An 18499-nucleotide genomic window follows, 5' to 3' on the forward strand; every position below is an offset into this window, starting at 1 on the left:
ATGGCCGTCGATACATCCCCCCGCACCACAACCTGGACCTATGTCGATGGAGAATGGCTCACCGGTAACCCGCCGCTGATCGGCCCGACATCGCACGCCATGTGGCTGGGCTCGACCGTGTTCGACGGCGCCCGCTGGTTCGACGGTATCGCGCCCGATCTCGACCTCCACTGCCAGCGCGTCAACCGCTCCGCGCTCGCCATGGGCCTGAAGCCGCTCAATTCCGCTGAGGAAATCGAAGCGCTCGCCTGGGAAGGCGTGGAGAAGTTCGACGGCAAGACGCCGATCTACATCAAGCCGATGTATTGGGGTGAACACGGCTCGGCGGGAAGTGTCGTCGCCGTCGATGCAGAATCGACCTGTTTCGCGCTTTGCCTGTTCGAAGCGCCGCTGGGCGGCCATGGCGGCGTGACGTTGACTGTCTCGCCCTTCCGCCGCCCGTCGCCGGAAACCGCCATGACCGACGCCAAGGCCGGCTCGCTTTATCCGAACAGCGGCCGCATGATCGTGGAAGCGAAGAAGCGCGGCTTCGACAATGCGCTGGTGCGCGACATGAACGGTAATGTCGTCGAGACTGCCTCGTCCAACGTTTTCATGGTGAAGGACGGCATCATCTACACGCCGGTCGCCAACCGCACCTTCCTCGCTGGCATCACCCGCGCCCGTGTCATGGGCCTGTTGCGCCAGGCAGGGTTTGACGTGCGGGAGGAGACGCTCTCGGTTGAGCAATTCATGGCAGCCGACGAGATCTTTACCACCGGCAACTATTCCAAGGTGGTTTCGGTCAACCGTCTCGACGACCGCGAATTCCAGCAGGGTCCGATCGCCCGCAAGGCGCTGGAACTTTACATGGACTGGGCTTACGGGCGCAGCGCCAGCGAAGAGTGAAACCCTTCTCTTAGATAGGGAAGGGTAATGTGCCGCGCGAAACGTTGGAAGCGCTCGCGCGCTCCGGAGTCGATTTCATCTGCGGTCGGACATAGTTAAATTGGGCGGTGTGAAGATAGCATTTGTGGTAAAATGAGGTGGGCCGGCAAAGCTATTGAGGAGGCCGCCATGAAAATATCTCTTCCCCCTTCTGTCTATCTCTTCGACTATTACAGGCTGTTTTTGCAGCTCTGTGTTATCGCCGCCACCGGGTTCGTCATCTATTCAATGTTGTTCGGGTTCACTTGGTGACGTCAGGAGCGATTGAAGCCGCCGGTTCCTACGGGACCGTCGGGGACGCTTTGTTTCAGAGGAGGTCGGCGATGAGTCTGAGCTTTCCGAACCGCAGCCGCAGTTATGATGCCTCGGCGCGTCGTATCCGGTTTAGCGGATACGACGGCATGTTTGAGGTTCCGTTTCTCGTCGAAGCGGATGTCTTTCCGGACGCCAATACCGAAGCAGGTTACCTTGCCGCCTTCGACGCCGAACGCGACGCGATCCAGAAGGTCGCCAAAAGGGCCTATGGCTATGGTAGCCGACGCCTATACATCCTGACCGCGAATGATTTCCGCTAACGAATTTCTTTCGGCTCTTTCTTCGGGCTGACCCACCAGCAATAGATCGCGCCGATCGCCAGCAGCACGCAGGTGCCGAGAAACACGGCGCGCATGCCGATATGGCCGCCGACGAAGCCGCCCAAAACAGGGCCGACCACCTGACCGACATACTGCGAGGAGATCGAGAGGCCAAGAATGCTGCCGGCCGCCGCGTCCGGAACATTGTGGCGGATGACGGCGGTGATGCAAGGCAGCAGCCCGCCAAGCGCGATGCCCATCAGAAAGCGCAGCGCAATCAATTGCCAGGCTGAGGTCACGAAAGCCTGCGGGATCAACAGCAGTGCCGCGACCGCGAGAGCTGCCATGATCACAGTCCAATGGCCGATGCGATCTGCAAGCTTGCCGAGCCATGAGGCGGACAGGATACTGCCAAGTGCGGCCGCAGCCATGACCACGCCCGAAATCATCGTGACGTGAGCGCCCTCGACGAACTGGGCGACATAGACGGTAATGATCGGCTCGATCGACATATTGGCGAGCATCAGCAGCAGGCCGATCGACAACATGGCGATGGCTGGCCGTTTGTCTGATATGGAAGCCCAGCCGCCACTTGCCTTCGCTGCCTTCTTTCGCGCTGGCGATTTCTCTTCCCGGATCAGGAAGGTGGTCGCGAGAAAGGTGAAAAAGATCACGCCGCCCGCCAGCAGGAAGGTGCCGCGAATGCCGATGATGGGTGGCAGGGCGCCGCCGATCAGCGGTCCGACCAGATTGCCGGCCATGATCCCGGAAGACAATACGCCGAGCGCCCAGGCCGAGCGATTTTTCGGCGTCTGGGTCGCCACCAGCACCATCGATCCGGAGGCGTAGCCGCCAGCCAACCCGGTAAACAGGCGCAGCGCCACCAACTGCCAGACGCTGCCCGCCATTCCCATCAGAGAGATCGCCACCGTCATGCCGAGGCTCGCGCGCACCAACATCAGCTTGCGGCCATAGATATCGCCGAGCCGACCCCAGAGAGGCGCGACGAAGGCGGCGGCAAAGAAGGTGGCGCCATAGGCGATGCCGGACCATTGCACGATCGCCGCCTTGTCGGTGACGCCAAGCTCCTCGACATAGAGCGGCAGGAAGGGAAGCAGCAGTGTCATCGCCACGATGGTGGTAAAGGAGCCGATGAGGCAGATGATCAGATTCCGCATCCAATAAGCGGTTTCCGGCTCGGCCGGCGCGGCCGCTTCCCATCGTGTCTCAGCAGTCATTTCTTGGCCTTTGCATTCAACGCATAAAATAATTCCCGGCGGCCGGCCGCGAGGATATGCCCGGCAAGCAGGTCGCCGCGGCTGAAGAGATCGGAACGACCGAGCCGGTACTTCCCCGCAAGGCGGAGCAATTTTTCCAATATTTGACGAGCCTCCGACATGGCGACGGCTTCCTGTTGATGTCGATTATGACGATAGTCTGGACCACGCCGCTGGCTATGCCAAGTCCGCAAAGCGCCTTGTCGGTTCTGTCATCTCATGATATAAAACTGATTGCATTTTGCAATCGGATTGCTGGCGACCAACTCGATATCCGAAACGGCCGCCAGAGAGAGGAGATGCGCCATGAGCACTCTTGATAATGCCCGTTGCGACACGGTGCGGCGGCTCTATGCCGCCTATGTCGCCCAACATCCCGATGTCGTCCGCCCGATGCTGACAAGCGATTTTACCTTTTCCAGCCCGCGCGACGATCACATCGACCGCGACCAATATTTTAAACATTGCTGGCCGAAGGAGAAGGTCTTCCGCGCCATTCATATCGAACATCTCGTGCCGGACCGCGACGAGGTGATCGTCGGTTATCGCGCCGAAAAGATGGACGGAGGCAGCTTTCGCAATGTGGAGATGATCCGCTTTACCGGCGACAGGATCGCAGAGGTGAACGTCTACTTTGGACGCGATGTCTAGGAAATAGCGGGCCAGCTCAAAAAGCCGGCCCTTCACTCAGCTTACGCTCTCGCCCGAGATAGCGCATGACCGCGATGGATCGTCCAGGCTTGCAGGAGGCTGCCGGCGGCAAACAGGATCAGCCAGATGAGCAAAGCCATCTGCACTGGCGGCGAATCCGGACCGTTGCCGATCGGATGCGACGGCGGCAGCCGGGAGAGTGTTTCGTTGATGCCGGGAACCCAGAGCAGGAAATAGGTGAAGGACAGGCCGAACGCCTTCAGATAAGCTCGCAGCCGACCGAGAAAGCTCACTCTTCCCACCAAAATTGCTACTGATGCCACCAGCAGAGCCATGATGCCGAGCGCGTGCCCCGGATTGAACCCGCCTGTGGATGAGAGTCCGAAGGAGGTCACCACCGACAGCGCCAATCCACCGAGATAGATCTGTCCCGACCGCATCTCAGGCTTGATGCCGCCATGCCTGGCAAAGCTGTAGAGCCCTGCAACGATCGGTACGAAGCTGATGACGGTATGAAGTTCGCCGAGCAAGGAAAGAGGAGCGGACATGGTAGATTTCCTTTTTGTATATCGACTAGTAGGTAGTTTTTAGAGGCAAGCTACGGACGCTTTTATAAGCTTCGCCCTCAGATGACCGAATGCTTAACCTACTAGTTGGTAGGCTGTCAATGGCTGTTCACCCGATGTTGAACCGCAAGTTCGGACGCTGTCATGTTTAGCTTACGGCAATTCCCGTCATAGCCGCCTCCAGTGCTACGGTCGGACCGGTCATAGGCCGCGCATATTCGTTACCCAACAGTGCCGCCGCACCGGTCATAGATGCCTGCGCGAAGACCACCGTCTTCGCCCCTTCACGATAGGCCGCGGCCGCTGCATCGGCGATCCCTGTCAGATAAGCGTCCTGTTCACCGGCCCGGAATAGCGCCCATGCGCCCTTGATCAGGCGGAGATCAATCTCAGCGCCTGTCGTTCTCGCTGCCTCTTCGAAGAGGCGGGTGGTTGGAGCGATGGTCGTCTCGGTGGTGCAGAGGACCGCGACTTTGCCGCCGGATTTCACCGCATTTTCCGCGAGCGCGCCATCGGCTCTGACAATGGGCACCGTCGACGTGTTTGCCGCTAGCAGTGCCGCAGGGCCGAGGGTAGAGCAGTTGAGCACGACGGCATCAGCGTCCTGTGCAAGCTGCTGCAGGACCGCAGCCGTTTCCGCCTCGATCTCCGGCGTCAGTCCGCCCGCCCGTTCGGCGGCAAAGAGAAGATCGGCGCGAACATGGTGTCGAAGAGCGCCGGCCGGTAGGCCAAGTTCCTTTGCCGCCTCGTCGTAGATGGCGATGTTGCTTTCGGCGGTGTGCAGGCAGGCGATGAGCATGGGCAATCTTTGAAAATCGAGTGATATGACGGGAAATCCTAACGGCTCCGCTTGCGCTTCACCATGGCTTGATTTGATCGCTTTTTTCGCCATCGGCGTTGCCATGCCAGGAGCGGCAAAAATAGCAGCGCAAACAAGGGTAAATTTTCCTCGACCTCATGATTTTTTGGCATGTCGCCGGTTGCCCTTCACACCGTCCCCTCCTATGTTCCCGATCACCTGCCGACGCAATTTTTTGCCAAGAGGAGATAAGACCATGGCTTTCGAATTGCCTGAACTTCCCTATGATTACGAAGCGCTTTCCCCCTTCATGTCGCGTGAAACCCTCGAGTTTCACCACGACAAACACCACAAGGCCTATGTCGACAATGGCAACAAGCTGGCGGCTGAAGCGGGTCTTTCCGATCTCTCTCTCGAAGAGGTCGTGAAGAAGTCCTTCGGCACCAATGCCGGTCTCTTCAACAATGCTGCCCAGCACTACAACCACATCCATTTCTGGAAGTGGATGAAGAAGGGCGGCGGCGGCAACAAGCTTCCGGGCAAGCTCGAAGCAGCCTTCGCTTCCGATCTCGGTGGCTACGACAAGTTCAAGGCCGATTTCGCCGCTGCCGGCGCCACCCAGTTCGGCTCCGGCTGGGCCTGGGTTTCCGTCAAGAACGGCAAGCTCGAAATCTCCAAGACCCCGAACGGCGAAAACCCGCTCGTTCATGGCGCCACGCCGATCCTCGGCGTCGACGTATGGGAACACTCCTACTACATCGACTACCGCAATCTGCGTCCGAAATACCTCGAGGCCTTCATCGATAGCCTGATCAACTGGGACTACGTCCTGGAACGCTACGAAGCCGCCACGAAATAAGCTTTGCCGTCTCGGCTTGCTTTCACACCCGGCGCTGCATAGCGTCGGGTGTTTTCGTATCTGCCGCTGACAAGCGTCTCGTTACTGTCGGCTACTTTCTCAGCGAGGCCGCATGCCGTCTCCCACCGCTCCACTCTTTCGTTTCGGTGTCGTTGCCGATCCGCAATATGCCGCCTTAGAGCCCAACCTTGCACTTGATCGCTACCCGGCGAAGAGCCTCGCCAAGCTGAAAGAGGCGATTGCGGAATTCAACCGGCACGATCTCGCCTTCGTCGTCACTCTCGGTGATATCATCGACGGCCGCTGGGAGAGTTTCGACGCGGTTTTGCCCGTCTACCAGACCTTGCGGCACGCGCGGCATTTTCTGCTCGGCAATCATGACTTTGCCGTCGCGCCGGAGCATTTGACGGAAGTCGCAGCCCGTGTCGGCATGCCGTCTGCCTATTATGACTTCGCTCACGGCGGTTATCGTTTTATCGTGCTTGATGGCAATGAAATCAGCCTTTTCGCCTCGCCGGAGGGCGATCCACGCCGGGCGGAGGCTAAGGGCCTGATGAAGGCATTGCATGAGGCCGGCGCGCCGAATTCGCAGCGCTGGAATGCCGCCATCAGCGATACACAACATGCCTGGCTCGCCGCCAAACTACTCAAGGCGAAAGCCGCAGGCGAGAAGGTGGTCATCATGAACCACTACCCGATTTTCCCGGAAAATTCGCATAACGCGCTCGACAGCGACCGTATGCTGGCGCTGCTCGCCGAACATGATCATGTCGTCGCCTACCTCAGCGGCCATAATCATGAAGGCAATTTCGGCTTTGTCGACGGCACCTATTTCATCAATTTCAAAGGCATGGTCGATACCGAGGACAGTAGTGCCTATGCGGTCGTCTCGGTTTACGAGGACCGGCTGGAAATTGAAGGATTCGGACGTGAGGAGAACAGGGTGTTGGCACTGTAGGGCGCCTAAATGACCTTCGGCACCTTTGAACCTGTAGGGAACGATCCGCACCGATAGAAGTTTAGGAACCGAAGCTGCTTTGAGGCGGGCCGATGTTTCCGACATTGCAAATTCTGACAATCTTAGTCGTCGCAGTCGCCATGGCGCTGGCATTGGCGCATTTGTTGGAACTGCCGGGCAAGATGCGGCTGTCCAAGGAAGACTATCTGACGGTTCAGCGCATTTATTATCCCGGCTTTACGATCGGCGGTGTTACCGAGCCGATCGGCGCTCTTTTGCTTCTGCTTCTCCTGTTCCTGACGCCAGCCAACACGTTGGCCTTCTGGTTGTTCGCTGCCGCCTTTGCCGCGATGGTCGTCATGCACGCCGTCTTTTGGTTGCTGACGCAGCCGGTCAACAATTTCTGGCTCAAGGATGCCGAGCTGAAAGGGCTGGGGGCCGGTTTCTTCTCCCACGATCCATTTGGCGGCCATCGGCTCGAAACGACCACCAAACCGGACTGGACCATGCTGCGCGACCGCTGGGAATGGTCGCATGCCGCGCGCGCTGCCTTGGGATTGCTCGCTTTTATTCTGTTGGTGACCGCGGTTGCCCTCTAGCGCCTGTCCCTATTCCGCTGCCATCCGCATCTCCGCCGTAGCATATGCGATAATGAAGGGCGCCGTCGCCAGCGCATCGAAGTTTCTGGCGGCATGGTCGTCTAAGACCCGACCGCACCTCAGCATCTCTGAACACCTCAGCCGGCTGCGGCTGAGGTGTTGATCTGCCACCCATTCACCCAGGTCTGTCGCAATCCATCGCCTTCGCCCTTAAACCACAGTCCGGTCGCCTCGCAGCCTTCGATCCGGTCGCTGCGGAAATTGCGGATGGCCTGGCGCAGCTCGCACCAGGCGACGATATTGGCGGTTTCGGAATAATAGATGAGGGCGATGGGACGGATGGTGCGCTCGGTGGCGCGGCCCAATTCGTCGCGGTAGGAGAGATCGAGTTTCTCCTCGTCGCGAATGGCGCGGCGCACCAGCGCGAGGTCGATGGCAGCGGCCGAGGGGGCAGCAAAGCCCCAGGCATGCAACGCATTGGCATCGAGTGTCTGACGCAGCGGCGGCGGCACCGCGCCTGCGATCTTGGCGCTGACGCGCTTGGCCGCGAGCTTGAGCTCATTGTCTCCGGTGCGCTCCAAGAGCGCCAGCGACAGCACGATCGCCTCCATCTCCTCGATCGAAAACATCAGCGGCGGCAGGTCGAAGCCGGGGCGCAAGATATAGCCGATGCCGCGCCCGCCCTCGATTGGAACGCGCATAGCCTGCAGCGCCACGATATCGCGATAGACGGAGCGCACCGTCACCTCCAGCCGCTCGGCAATGACAGCCGCCGTCACCGGCTTTTTCGCCAGCCGCAGGATCTGGATGATCTCGAACAGGCGCGACGCCTTGCGCATTTCACCCTCGCGATTGAAGGCTCCTGACAACACCCTGTCAGTTGGGTTGATCTATAAAACTTCCTATTAGCTTGAAAATCAACAGGTTCCTCTGCGGCGCACTCGCAGGAAACAATGGGCAACTGACATGGATTACAGTGAAAATCTCTGGCTCTTCTTTCTCCTCCTCTTCGGCATCATCATCGTGCCGGGCATGGATATGCTCTTCGTACTCGCCAATGCGCTGACCGGCGGCCGCAACAGAGGATTGGCCGCCACCGGCGGCATCATGCTCGGCGGCGTAGTGCATTCGCTGAACGGCGCGCTTGGCGTCGGCCTACTGATGCATTTCGTACCGATCCTCTTCAATCCGCTGCTCGTTGCCGGCGCCGCCTACATGGCCTTTATCGGCATCACGTTGATGCGCAGCTCGATCACGGTCGGCCACGACGGACCAGCCGGCAGCCGCTCCACCTGGCGGGCCTTTCGTCAGGGAGCGGTGACCTGCATGATGAATCCCAAGGCCTACCTCTTCGTGTTCGCCGTCTATCCGCAGTTTCTGAAACCGGATTACGGCCCGATCTGGGTACAAGCGACCATCATGGGGCTGATGACCATTGTCACGCAGTTTGCCGTCTATGGCGGGCTCGCGGTCACTGCCGGACGCAGCCGTGATCTGCTGGTCGCCAATCCCCAGGCGACCGCCTTTGCCGGCCGCGTCGCCGGCCTGCTCCTTTTCGCAGTTTCCGTCTTCACCGTCTGGGAGGGATGGAGGGCGACGTGATTTCCGGCGCGAAATCTGGTATATGTCTGAAATATGACGCTGATTTTGCTCAGCTCTCACCACTTTGTGACTTCATTGCCGGCGCGGAAACCGGCAAACATGTGGGCCGTGACAACGCGCCGGCCGCATTTGCGGTCCTGATCACGTAGGAGAGATGTATGAAATGGAAAGCAATTGTGGCTGCGACGGTTTTAGCCGGCGTCGCCTTTGGTTCCGTCGTTGCGGCCGATGGCACGCATGATTCCCGTATAGCCGTGATGAAGAAGGTCGGCGGTGCTGCCGGCGCTCTCGGCGCCATCGCCAAGGGCGACAAGCCCTACGACGCCGAGGTCGTCAAGGCCGCGCTGATGACGATCGCCGAGAACGCCAAGGCTTTCCCTGACCATTTTGGCCCGAACAGCGACAAGACCGATGCCGAGGTCAATCCGAAGATCTGGGATAACTTCAGTGACTTCAAGGCCAAGGCTAACAAGCTCTCCAGCAACGCCGAGACCGCGCTTGCCCAGCTCCCGGCCGATCAGGCTGGCGTCGGTGCCACGCTGAAGACCTTGGGCGGCGATTGCGGCGCCTGTCATCAGGCCTACCGCATCAAGAAGGACTGAGCGGTAGGTCGGCATAGCCCGAAATCAATTCAAGCATCCGCATCGGCTTTGCTGCCGATGCGGATTTTAGTATTTTTCGGTGCACGCTGAATGCGGGGGAGTGCGAGGCATGGTTGCGCGATTTGTCCGGTGGCTGCTCTGTCTGATCGGCGTTGTCATCTTCGGCTTCGGCGCTTTCTATGTCGTCACCGCGCCGTCGCCCTTGCCGGCCAGCCATTGGGCGAATTTGGGCGATCCCGATATCAAGAATGGCGAACAGGTGTTCTGGGCAGGCGGCTGTACGAGCTGTCATGCCGCGCCGGGTGCGCAGGGCGATGCCAAACTGGTTCTGTCGGGTGGGCTGGCGCTGAAGAGTCCCTTCGGCACGTTTCATGTCCCCAATATCTCACCGGATGAAAAGGCCGGCCTTGGCAGTTGGACGCTTGCGGAGTTCGGCAACGCCATGAAGCGCGGCGTCGGGAAAAACGGCGAACATCTCTATCCGGCTTTCCCCTACGGCTCCTATACGCGTATGAGCGACAAGGACATCAACGACCTCTGGGGTTTCTTGAAGACACTACCGAAGAGCAACAACGTCGCGCCGCCGCATGAACTGCCGTTCGCCTTCAACATCAGGCTGGCGCTTGGTGGCTGGAAGTTCCTCTATTTCAACGATCAGCCCCGCGTTGTCATCGCCAATGCCGACGACAAGATCAAGCGCGGCCAATATCTGGTAGAAGGCTCCGGCCATTGTGGCGAGTGCCACACACCGCGCGATGGGCTTGGCGGCTTTCTGAGGGACCAGTGGCTCGCCGGCGCCCCGAACCCGGAAGGCAAGGGCCGCATCCCCGACATCACCCCCGGTTCGAAATCCATGGGCGGCTGGAGCGCCGGCGATATCGCCAACTACCTGGAGACCGGCTTCACCCCCGATTTCGATAGTGTCGGCGGCTCGATGGCCGAAGTCCAGCAAAACATCGCCCGCCTGCCGGCCTCGGACCGCGAGGCGATCGCCGCCTATCTGAAGGCGGTGCCGGCGCGGTGAGACTTGCCGTCCGAACTGAAGAGACGGGAGAGTAGTGTAGACGCTGCCAATCAGCCCGCATCTGCAAACGCGTTCAATTCCTTTGCTGGTGAGGTAAGTGCCAGTTCGACGTCACGGCGGTCAACCGTGATAAGTTCTATTTCCGTGATCTGTATTGAAGTGGCAATCCTGTTGGCCTGCATCATGATCACCCGCTCGAACAGATTTCTAGCTTCGCGACCGTTTGCGAATGAAGCAGGCTTTGAATTGCTGCGAGCCTGAAATGCCTCAAGTATCAGCGCTTTAGCATCGGCGCTGATTTCGTAGTGATCTTTTCGGGCCGCGCGCAGAAATATTTCGAGCATTTCCTCGGCAGTATAGTCGGAAAACTCGATAACTCTTGGAAACCGTGATCTGAGACCCGGATTTGCATCCAAAAACTCGGCCATCTTGTCGGTGTATCCCGCGACAATCACAACAAGATCATCGCGTCTGTCCTCCATCAATTTTAAGATCGTCTCGATAGCTTCCTGCCCATAATCATTTTCGGAGCGACTCTTAAGGGCATAGGCTTCATCAATGAACAGAATCCCACCCGTCGCGTTATCGACAACGTTGCGCGCTCTCGCTGCGGTTTGGCCAACAAAACCGGCAACGAGCCCGGACCGGTCAACTTCGACTAGATGACCCTTGGATACCAGCCCAAGATGCCGATAGATTTGCGAAATCAAGCGTGCAACGGTTGTTTTCCCGGTTCCTGGATTGCCGGTGAATACCAAGTGGAACATGACATTTGGCACTGGCAGATTTTTCTCCCGGCGAAGCGATATTATCTTTGCCAGATTGACGAGGCTTTCGATTTCGAGCTTGACGTTTTGGAGGCCTACGAGGGCATTTAGCTCTTGCAGGCATCCTTCCAAATTGTCCGCAGCGCTGGTTCCAATCGATTTATTCGCGGTGCCGTTTGCGGACACATTTGAAGCCGCGTGGGTATTAACGTCGGGCTTTGCCTCTAAAGCGGCTCTCTTGGCTTTTAGTTCGGCATCCAAGTCTTGAGCGACATTCCGAAGCGGCCCAGTAAGCTTGGAAAGCTCATCGAGCTCTTGCTGTTTTATCGCGTTGTCTGCAAGGAAAAGCGCGTATGCCATCTTTTCCACCGTCGGAATGACGAGATCGTTGGCTGCAATATAATCGCCGGTTTGGCTAAGCTGCCAATTTGCAGCGATCTGCATCATGCAGGTGAAGATCGAAATGGCCGAGTTATGTAGAAAATCTCGGCTTTTCGCGTTATATAAGAGGTTGTTGTAGTGTGTACTTGAATAAGTTTCGCCAAGAATTGTATTAATTATTGCCGTTTCGGCGTCGCTTATAGTGTATTTTTCCGCAGAGCAAATTAATAGCAAAAATGCGAGTGCAGAAAGCTGCATTGACTTATCGAAGTCTTGCAAGTTGGTATCTTGCGCCAGTGCCGGTGTCTCAAGCCTAAACTGGTTAATTGTGCGGGTAAGTTCGTTCCAAGCCGCTAACGCATCCATTGCAGAGTTCATGATGTTCAGATGACCATGTGAGATGATGTGCAAATACAGGTTTGAAATTACTTTTATAGCAGTGTGGTAGTTGTAAATTTGAGCATTGGACGTGCTGCGTCAATAGCTTACCCCTGATATTGCAATTTTTATCTGATGTCGGGATTCAATTTCTTATCCTTCGCAGTTATGCGCACAACGATCTCAGAGGGCCTCGCGACGGAACGCGAGGGGAAGCCCACCCCGTCAAAAGTGAACCGCTGCTCCAAGACGTATCCTCGGCTGAGATCCAGAGGGCAGGTCTTTTTTCTAGCACATTTTGGTTGAAGTTTATAGCGCAACCAATTTCGGTTGCAGAGCAGAGGCGGGTGATCATGGGCGGAATGGCAGAGCGCAGAATTCCTTATTTCAGCCAGTGGGAGACGCCTGATATGACCACGGCGGTGCTAGCGGAAGGAGCGCGAGCCGCGCTGCTAAAGGACCCGCTTTGGGCAGGTTCGGGGGCGCGGGATGTCGAGGATTATGCCCGCTGGGCCGGCAATCTGTGTGGCATGGCCTGCCTGAAAATGATTCTTGCCGCGCGTACGGGCGAAATCATGCCGACCGTGGATCTGGCCATGGGATGCCGAGACTATGGCGGCTATGTCGAAGAACCGGATGGCAAGATCAAAGGGCTGATCTATGCGCCGTTCGTGCCCTTCGTCAAAGATCGGTTCGGCCTGAACGCGAGGGTCGTCACCGGAATTCCCGTCGCAGATATCGGCGATATTCTGACCCAATCCGAATTCTTCATCGCCTCCGTCCACCACTCCATTCGCTGGCCGGACACCGAGCCGCCGTCGAAGGGCGGACATCTTGTCCTGGTGACGGCGGTCAACTCAGACGCGATCCGCTTTCACAATCCCTCCGGGCATGAGCCTGCGACGCGCGAAAATGTCGAATTGCCCCTGGCGATATTCGACCAGTTCTTCGCCGGACGAGGGATCGTCATCGATCTCTAAAGACGGAAGATCTCTGGCGATCCCGGCATAATTTGTCTCATGCAAGCGCCTGCAGATAGCGCATGCCGGTGACCGGGCGCGGCTTGAAATCCATTTGTTCATAGAAGCGATGTGCCTGGACATTGCCGGTCGAGGCACTGACGGAGAGGTAGCCGCAGCCGGCCTTGCGGGCGATCTCGCGAGCGCGGTCGACGAGATGCTGACCGATGCCATGGCCGCGATGGCCGTCACGTACGAAGAGATGGTGCAGGTCCATGCCGCGCTGGCCTTCTTGCGCCCGGTAGAGCGGCACGAGGATGGCGTAGCCGATCAGCCCGGTTTCACCTTCCGCCACCAGCGCGGTAATCCACGGCACGGGGCCGAAGAGATCTCGTTCGAGCTGTTCCGGCGTCGCGGCGGAGGGATCGCCATGATGAGCGGCGAGCAGCCGGATCATGTCGTTCAACTCCGGCAAATCGCGCGGATGCGCGCTGCGGATGGTGATGACAGGCGGGCGGAGAAGTGAAATTTCGCTATCGTCCAGCATGAGGTCTTGCGTCCTTTTTCGAATATGCCGTCAGGACGCTGCCGATACAACAAAGCCGCCTGACGGCGGCTTGTTGACAATATGATCTGTCCCGGCCGCCCCTTACAGGTACAGCCAAAAATACGAGCGATTGTGGAGCGCGTGCGTGATCATGGGCGCATAGATGATCTGGAATGGCGGATTTGTCAATGGGGAGAGTTAACGCTCCTTCCCGCAGGCACGATCGGACAAGGCGCGGCGGCAATGCTCCGGGGGTTCGGCTCGTTGGCATTAAGATCGTACGCGTCAGTCTATCGCACCCCGCGCATCGCTAAGGGTGGGTTTTCTTCCAGTGGGAATTATAGTATACCCCCCTATATTATAGATGAGGCCGACATGTCCCATACTGTCCGTGAGCAAGCCAAGCTTCTTTCCCGCGTCCGCCGCCTCAAGGGGCAGATGGAGGCGGTGGAGCGGGCGTTGGAGGCTGAGCGGCCCTGCGGGGAGGTCTTGCAGCTTCTCGCGTCCATCCGCGGCGCCCTGACAGGACTGACCGGCGAGATATTGGAAGATCATTTGCGGGAGCACGTGCTCGAAGCCGAAAGCGAGCCGGCCCGCCGTCAGGCGGTCGATGAAATATCCGATGTGCTGAAGACCTATCTGCGCTGATCAGAGTCTTTGGGATATCCAACGGGAGACTGATGTCATGAGTACTTCTTCGGATGCGTTGACGCATAGCCATGTGTTTCTGGGCTCCGCTCACCGTCGCAACGAGCGCCGCGTCTGGCTGGTCATTGCGCTGACGACAGTGATGATGGTGGTCGAAATCGCCGCCGGGACGTTGTACGGCTCGATGGCGCTGGTTGCCGATGGCTGGCACATGTCGACGCATGCCAGCGCCATGCTGATTTCGGCACTGGCCTATCTCTATGCCCGTCGCCATGCCCATAATTCTCGCTTCACCTTCGGCACCGGAAAGCTCGGCGATCTCGCCGGCTTCGCCAGCGCCATCATCCTCGCCATGATCGCGCTCTTGATGGCTTGGGAAAGCCTGCTGCGATTGCAGAATCCGGTGGCAATCAATTTTCGCGAGGCGATCGCCATTGCCGTTGTCGGCCTCCTCGTCAATCTCGTCAGCGCCTGGCTGCTGCGCGACGACCACGACCACCATCATGGGCACTCCCATGCGCATGGACATGATCATCATCACCACCATGATCATGACCATCATCACGGTCATAATCACGGCAAGGACAACAATCTGCGCTCGGCCTATGTCCACGTCATTGCCGACGCCATGACCTCGGTTTTGGCCATCATCGCCCTTCTGCTCGGCAGCCGTTTCGGCTGGACCTTTCTCGATCCCTTGATGGGCATCGGCGGCGGCCTGGTGATCCTGCAGTGGTCCTTGAGCCTAGCGCGTGCCTCGGGTTCAATTCTGCTCGACTTCATTCCGCAGGGCGAGAACCTGCCGGATGAGATCCGGGTGCTCATTGAAACGGGCGATGACCGCATTACCGATCTGCATGTCTGGCAGGTCGGACCCGGCCACCATGCGGCGATCGTCGCTGTTGTAACGCCGGAGCCGCGCGATCCTGCCTTCTACAAGGCACGGCTGGCCGATATTCACGAACTGTCGCATGTCACCGTTGAAGTCGTGGTCAAAAAAGCAGCATAAGCCCTGAGGGAAACTGGCCCTGTCAGAGGGTTGCCATATTCCTCGCTTAGCTCAGAATTCGGCTGATTCCGCTGGAGGCTTCCGCATGTCCACATCGCTTACCCGCCGCCGCCTTTTGGCAGGCTCGGCGCTGCTTTTCCCCGCCCTGACATTTGGCCCCGAAACCCTCTTTGCGCAGAATACCAGCGCCAACAAGAGCCCCGACGCGACAGCTCCCGCGCCCGATGCATCCGATACTCAGGAGAATTCCGCGGCACCCGACAGCGGTCAGGACATGGAAGACGACCAGGGTCCCGATAATTCTCAGTTCACGGATGATGCCGACAAGCAGTTGGCGGATCTGGAAAAGAAGACGGGCGGTCGTCTTGGTGTTTCCGTGCTGGATACGGAAACCAATATTTCGCTCGGCTATCGCGAAGCCGAGCGGTTTGCATTGTGCAGCACCTATAAGGCGCTTGCGGTCGGTTTCGTGCTCGCGCGCGTCGATCAGGGCGTAGAGAAGCTCGATCGTCGTGTCACTTATGGCAAGGATGTTGTCGTTACCTATTCGCCGGAGACAGAAAAGCACGCCGGCACCGATGGCATGACGATCGCCGAACTCTGCGGCGCGGCGATCACGCTGAGCGACAACACCGCCGGCAATCTGCTGCTGGACAGCTTCGGTGGTCCGGCGGCGCTGACCGCATGGCTGCGCACGACCGGCGACACCGAAACCCGCCTCGACCGCAAGGAGCCCGACGTCAACCAGGCGATCAAGGACGATCCGCGCGACACAACGACGCCAGATTCCATGCTGGATACGATCGGCCTCCTGACGCTCGGCAATACGCTGTCCGAAACTTCGCGCGACCAGTTGACAAACTGGCTGGCCAACAACACCACCGGCAATGCCCGCCTGCGTGCCGGCTTGCCGAAGGAATGGAAGGTGGGCGACAAGACCGGCACGGGTCAGAACGGCTCCTACGCCGACGTCGCCGTGATCTGGCCTACCGACCGCGGCCCCATCCTCGTCACCACCTATGTCGGCGAGGCAACCGCCCCCGCAAAGGACATCGAGGCCGTCTTCGCCGAAGTCGGAAAGATCATCGCGGGCATGGTAGGGCTAAAATAGTAGCGTCTTGAAATGTGGGCAATAAAATCAAGGCGATACGATCTCGATGTGAATCAGGATCGTATCGCCTTGATGTCGTTTCGAGGAAGCTCAAGCGACGGATAAGGCAGCGGCGCTATCCGTTTCATCGCTGTCGTCGGCCTGATTATCGCCGCCGAGCTGCTTTTTGATTTCAGCGGCGATCTGATCGTTGATTGCCTTCTGCTCATCGGGTGGCAGTTGCTTGAGAGAATCTTCCGTCAGATTGTGTTTTTCCAGATATTGGGCGCGGATTTTTTCCGCAGGGGTCATGTGCGCCCACTTGGTAAATTCGTCCAGAATATCCTGGCTGGACGTATCGCTAGACGAATCCGAACCATTGATGCTGGGAGCCGCGCTGTCGCTCTCATCGGCGTCGGCATCTGATGTCGATGGGGCCGTCTGTCCAGTCTGGCCGAGCCAGAAGCCGGAGGAGATGGAGGAGGGGACGCCGCTGGACGTGATCGAAGGCGCCTGCGTCTGCTGCTGGTCGCTGTCGTCGGGCAGCATGAATGGCGTGCTGTCGTCAGTATCCGTATCCTGCCGGCTCTTGATCGGGCTGCTGAAAATGCTCTGGGTGCTATGATGAACTTTCATCGTCATGTCTCCCTGTGGTTGACGCGACGATGCCTCCGCAAACATGTCCGGGGCTTGTGTGCTAAGGCTCCCTTACGTTCCGCAGAAAGTCTGCAGCACCCGCTCCGCCGGCTGCGGCGGTTCGGCATAGGGCGCGAAGGCCGGCTGGTCCTCATAGGGCTTTGCAAGCACCGTCAGCAGCGCTTCGAACAATGAAAAATCCTCATCCTCGACCGCGGCTTCGATCGCCTGTTCGATTCGATGGTTGCGTGGAATGAATGCCGGGTTCACGCTCCGCATCGCCCGTGCTCGCTCGGCCGGTGCTTGCGGATCGCGGCTCAACCGTTCGCGCCAGCGCGTCAGCCACGGCTTGGTAGCTTCCGGATCCTTGAAACCGGCGGCAAAGGCCGTTTCGTTGTCCGCGCTATCGGCCAGCGCGCCAAGTCGGCGGAACGTCAACGTGAAATCCGCTTCCTGCTGTTGCATCAGCGTTAGCAGCGCCTGGATCAGATCGAGATCGTCGTCTTCCTCGGCTGCAAGGCCGATCTTGGCGCGCATGCCGGCAAGCCAAGGGGCCTGGAAGCGTTCGCCGTAGGCTTTGAGCACTGCATTTGCCAGGTCGACCGCTGCGTCCAGCGACGGATCGATCAACGACAGTAGGGTTTCACCGAGCCGAGCGATATTCCATTGGCCGATCGCGGGCTGGTTGGCATAGGCATAACGGCCCTGGTGATCGATCGAAGAAAAGACCATTGCCGAATTATAACTGTCCATGAAGGCGCAGGGACCATAGTCGATCGTCTCGCCGGAGATGGTCATATTGTCGGTATTCATCACGCCATGGATGAAGCCGACATGCAGCCAGCGCGCGATCAAGGCCGCCTGTCGTTCGGAAACGGCCTCCAATAGCGCCAGATAGCGATTTTCTCTGTCCTTGATCTCCGGATAATGTCGGTCGATGACATAATCGGCGAGGATACGCAGGCTGTCCGTATCGCCGCGGGCGGCGAAAAACTGGAATGTGCCGACACGGATATGGCTTGCCGCAACCCGGGTGAAAATCGCACCGGGCAGTACTTTCTCACGATAGACGCGCTCGCCGGTGGTAACCGCCGCCAGCGCCCGTGTCGTCGGAATGCCAAGCGCATGCATGGCTTCGCTGACGATATATTCGCGCAAGACCGGCCCGACCGCTGCCCGGCCGTCACCACGCCGCGAAAAGAGCGTCGGTCCGGCGCCCTTGAGCTGGATATCGCGGCGTCTGCCGCTACGATTGATGACTTCGCCAAGCAGGATTGCCCGGCCATCCCCGAGCTGCGGCACGAAGCCGCCGAACTGGTGGCCGGCATAGGCCATCGCAATCGGCTCGGAACCCGGCAGGAGCTTATTCCCGGAAAAGATCGCCGCCCCATCCCGTTCCAGTACATCGGCGTCCAACCCGAGATCGCCGGCCAATGCCCTATTGAACTTGACCAGCCGCGGCGCCGCCACCGGCGTCGGCGCCTGGTTCGCAAAAAACTGCGGCGGGAGACGCGCATAGCTATTGTCGAACGGTATCGGCCGCGCTTCGAGCACTGCATTGTCGTGAAGAGATGAGCTCATGCATCTAAGGTAGGGCTGGGGAGGGTACGGTGCAAGGCGCTTGCCCAAAGTAGGAGATTATCCT

At 58.7% G+C, this 18499-nt stretch carries 24 protein-coding genes; 16 read left to right on the forward strand and 8 right to left on the reverse strand.

Annotated features, from left to right (window positions below):
* From N2601_RS03105 to N2601_RS03115, 3 genes are all read left to right on the forward strand, one after another.
* Complete coding sequence (locus N2601_RS03105; RefSeq protein ID WP_260303409.1) at nt 1–888, forward strand: branched-chain amino acid aminotransferase; 888 nt, start codon at nt 1–3, stop codon at nt 886–888.
* Between the two features lie 168 nt (nt 889–1056).
* Nucleotides 1057–1179, forward strand: a complete 123-nt coding sequence (locus N2601_RS03110) for a hypothetical protein (protein WP_260303411.1) — start codon at nt 1057–1059, stop codon at nt 1177–1179.
* A gap of 71 nt (nt 1180–1250) precedes the next feature.
* Nucleotides 1251–1502, forward strand: coding sequence for a DUF1488 domain-containing protein (locus tag N2601_RS03115; protein ID WP_104822392.1), 252 nt, complete (start codon nt 1251–1253; stop codon nt 1500–1502).
* Here N2601_RS03115 and N2601_RS03120 read toward each other — a convergent pair.
* Nucleotides 1499–2740 carry an MFS transporter gene (locus N2601_RS03120; RefSeq protein WP_104822393.1) on the reverse strand — a complete coding sequence of 414 codons (1242 nt, stop codon included), beginning with the start codon at nt 2738–2740 and terminating at the stop codon, nt 1499–1501. The genes N2601_RS03115 and N2601_RS03120 overlap by 4 nt on opposite strands.
* Nucleotides 2741–2796: 56 nt before the next feature.
* On the opposite strand from N2601_RS03120, the gene N2601_RS03125 reads away from it, so the two are divergent.
* Together N2601_RS03125 and N2601_RS03130 are read left to right on the forward strand one after the other, a co-directional pair.
* Nucleotides 2797–3099 (forward strand): hypothetical protein, encoded by a 303-nt coding sequence (locus N2601_RS03125; protein ID WP_158704426.1) that lies wholly within the window; start codon nt 2797–2799, stop codon nt 3097–3099.
* A complete protein-coding gene (locus N2601_RS03130; protein ID WP_104822394.1) occupies nt 3086–3430 on the forward strand; it encodes a nuclear transport factor 2 family protein in 345 nt (114 codons plus the stop codon). Before N2601_RS03125 ends, N2601_RS03130 begins: the two co-directional genes overlap by 14 nt.
* Nucleotides 3431–3471: 41 nt before the next feature.
* Here the strand turns inward: N2601_RS03130 and N2601_RS03135 are convergent, their stop codons facing one another.
* The gene (locus N2601_RS03135; RefSeq protein WP_104822395.1) at nt 3472–3978 is read right to left on the reverse strand and encodes a hypothetical protein; all 507 of its coding nucleotides are present in this window, start codon (nt 3976–3978) and stop codon (nt 3472–3474) included.
* Between the two features lie 166 nt (nt 3979–4144).
* Nucleotides 4145–4795 (reverse strand): aspartate/glutamate racemase family protein, encoded by a 651-nt coding sequence (locus tag N2601_RS03140; protein ID WP_104825024.1) that lies wholly within the window; start codon nt 4793–4795, stop codon nt 4145–4147.
* A 256-nt stretch (nt 4796–5051) separates the two neighbouring features.
* Between N2601_RS03140 and N2601_RS03145 the strand changes: the two genes are divergently transcribed.
* The 3 genes from N2601_RS03145 to N2601_RS03155 all read left to right on the forward strand — a co-directional run bounded on the left by N2601_RS03145 (nt 5052) and on the right by N2601_RS03155 (nt 7211).
* Nucleotides 5052–5654 (forward strand): superoxide dismutase, encoded by a 603-nt coding sequence (locus N2601_RS03145; protein WP_104822396.1) that lies wholly within the window; start codon nt 5052–5054, stop codon nt 5652–5654.
* 112 nt (nt 5655–5766) lie between these two features.
* On the forward strand, nt 5767–6612 hold the full coding sequence (locus N2601_RS03150; RefSeq protein ID WP_104822397.1) for a metallophosphoesterase: 846 nt from the start codon (nt 5767–5769) through the stop codon (nt 6610–6612).
* 92 nt (nt 6613–6704) lie between these two features.
* Nucleotides 6705–7211: an anthrone oxygenase family protein gene (locus N2601_RS03155; protein WP_104822398.1), complete on the forward strand. Its 507-nt coding sequence runs from the start codon at nt 6705–6707 to the stop codon at nt 7209–7211.
* 137 nt (nt 7212–7348) lie between these two features.
* On the opposite strand, the gene N2601_RS03160 is transcribed toward N2601_RS03155, so the two are convergent.
* Nucleotides 7349–8050, reverse strand: a complete 702-nt coding sequence (locus N2601_RS03160) for a helix-turn-helix transcriptional regulator (RefSeq protein WP_104822399.1) — start codon at nt 8048–8050, stop codon at nt 7349–7351.
* 127 nt (nt 8051–8177) lie between these two features.
* On the opposite strand from N2601_RS03160, the gene N2601_RS03165 reads away from it, so the two are divergent.
* The 4 genes from N2601_RS03165 (at nt 8178) to N2601_RS03180 (ending at nt 10439) form a co-directional block, all read left to right on the forward strand.
* Nucleotides 8178–8813 (forward strand): LysE family translocator, encoded by a 636-nt coding sequence (locus N2601_RS03165; RefSeq protein ID WP_104822400.1) that lies wholly within the window; start codon nt 8178–8180, stop codon nt 8811–8813.
* Entirely contained in the window at nt 8810–8962 is a 153-nt protein-coding gene (locus tag N2601_RS03170) for a hypothetical protein (protein ID WP_260303412.1), read from the forward strand. The genes N2601_RS03165 and N2601_RS03170 overlap by 4 nt, the downstream gene beginning before the upstream one ends.
* Before the next feature lie 9 nt (nt 8963–8971).
* Complete coding sequence (locus N2601_RS03175) at nt 8972–9415, forward strand: c-type cytochrome (protein ID WP_104822401.1); 444 nt, start codon at nt 8972–8974, stop codon at nt 9413–9415.
* Between the two features lie 109 nt (nt 9416–9524).
* Nucleotides 9525–10439 carry a cytochrome c gene (locus N2601_RS03180; RefSeq protein WP_104822402.1) on the forward strand — a complete coding sequence of 305 codons (915 nt, stop codon included), beginning with the start codon at nt 9525–9527 and terminating at the stop codon, nt 10437–10439.
* A 50-nt stretch (nt 10440–10489) separates the two neighbouring features.
* Here the strand turns inward: N2601_RS03180 and N2601_RS03185 are convergent, their stop codons facing one another.
* Entirely contained in the window at nt 10490–11953 is a 1464-nt protein-coding gene (locus N2601_RS03185) for an AAA family ATPase (protein WP_260303415.1), read from the reverse strand.
* A 374-nt stretch (nt 11954–12327) separates the two neighbouring features.
* Here N2601_RS03185 and N2601_RS03190 point away from each other — a divergent pair, with 374 nt between their 5' ends.
* Nucleotides 12328–12945, forward strand: coding sequence for a C39 family peptidase (locus N2601_RS03190; protein ID WP_104825025.1), 618 nt, complete (start codon nt 12328–12330; stop codon nt 12943–12945).
* 37 nt (nt 12946–12982) lie between these two features.
* On the opposite strand, the gene N2601_RS03195 is transcribed toward N2601_RS03190, so the two are convergent.
* Complete coding sequence (locus N2601_RS03195) at nt 12983–13471, reverse strand: GNAT family N-acetyltransferase (protein ID WP_104822404.1); 489 nt, start codon at nt 13469–13471, stop codon at nt 12983–12985.
* Between the two features lie 375 nt (nt 13472–13846).
* On the opposite strand from N2601_RS03195, the gene dmeR reads away from it, so the two are divergent.
* The 3 genes from dmeR to bla all read left to right on the forward strand — a co-directional run bounded on the left by dmeR (nt 13847) and on the right by bla (nt 16239).
* Entirely contained in the window at nt 13847–14119 is a 273-nt protein-coding gene (gene dmeR, locus N2601_RS03200; RefSeq protein WP_104822405.1) for a Ni(II)/Co(II)-sensing transcriptional repressor DmeR, read from the forward strand.
* Nucleotides 14120–14156: 37 nt separating this feature from the next.
* Nucleotides 14157–15128, forward strand: coding sequence for a CDF family Co(II)/Ni(II) efflux transporter DmeF (gene dmeF / locus N2601_RS03205; RefSeq protein WP_260303416.1), 972 nt, complete (start codon nt 14157–14159; stop codon nt 15126–15128).
* 85 nt (nt 15129–15213) lie between these two features.
* Nucleotides 15214–16239, forward strand: a complete 1026-nt coding sequence (bla, locus tag N2601_RS03210) for a class A beta-lactamase (protein WP_104822407.1) — start codon at nt 15214–15216, stop codon at nt 16237–16239.
* Nucleotides 16240–16329: 90 nt separating this feature from the next.
* On the opposite strand, the gene N2601_RS03215 is transcribed toward bla, so the two are convergent.
* Nucleotides 16330–16854, reverse strand: coding sequence for a hypothetical protein (locus tag N2601_RS03215; protein WP_260303418.1), 525 nt, complete (start codon nt 16852–16854; stop codon nt 16330–16332).
* A 72-nt stretch (nt 16855–16926) separates the two neighbouring features.
* Nucleotides 16927–18435 (reverse strand): protein adenylyltransferase SelO, encoded by a 1509-nt coding sequence (locus N2601_RS03220; protein ID WP_260303419.1) that lies wholly within the window; start codon nt 18433–18435, stop codon nt 16927–16929.
* Nucleotides 18436–18499: the final 64 nt, after the last annotated feature.

Source organism: Rhizobium sp. CB3060, assembly GCF_025200735.1.
GTDB lineage: Bacteria > Pseudomonadota > Alphaproteobacteria > Rhizobiales > Rhizobiaceae > Rhizobium.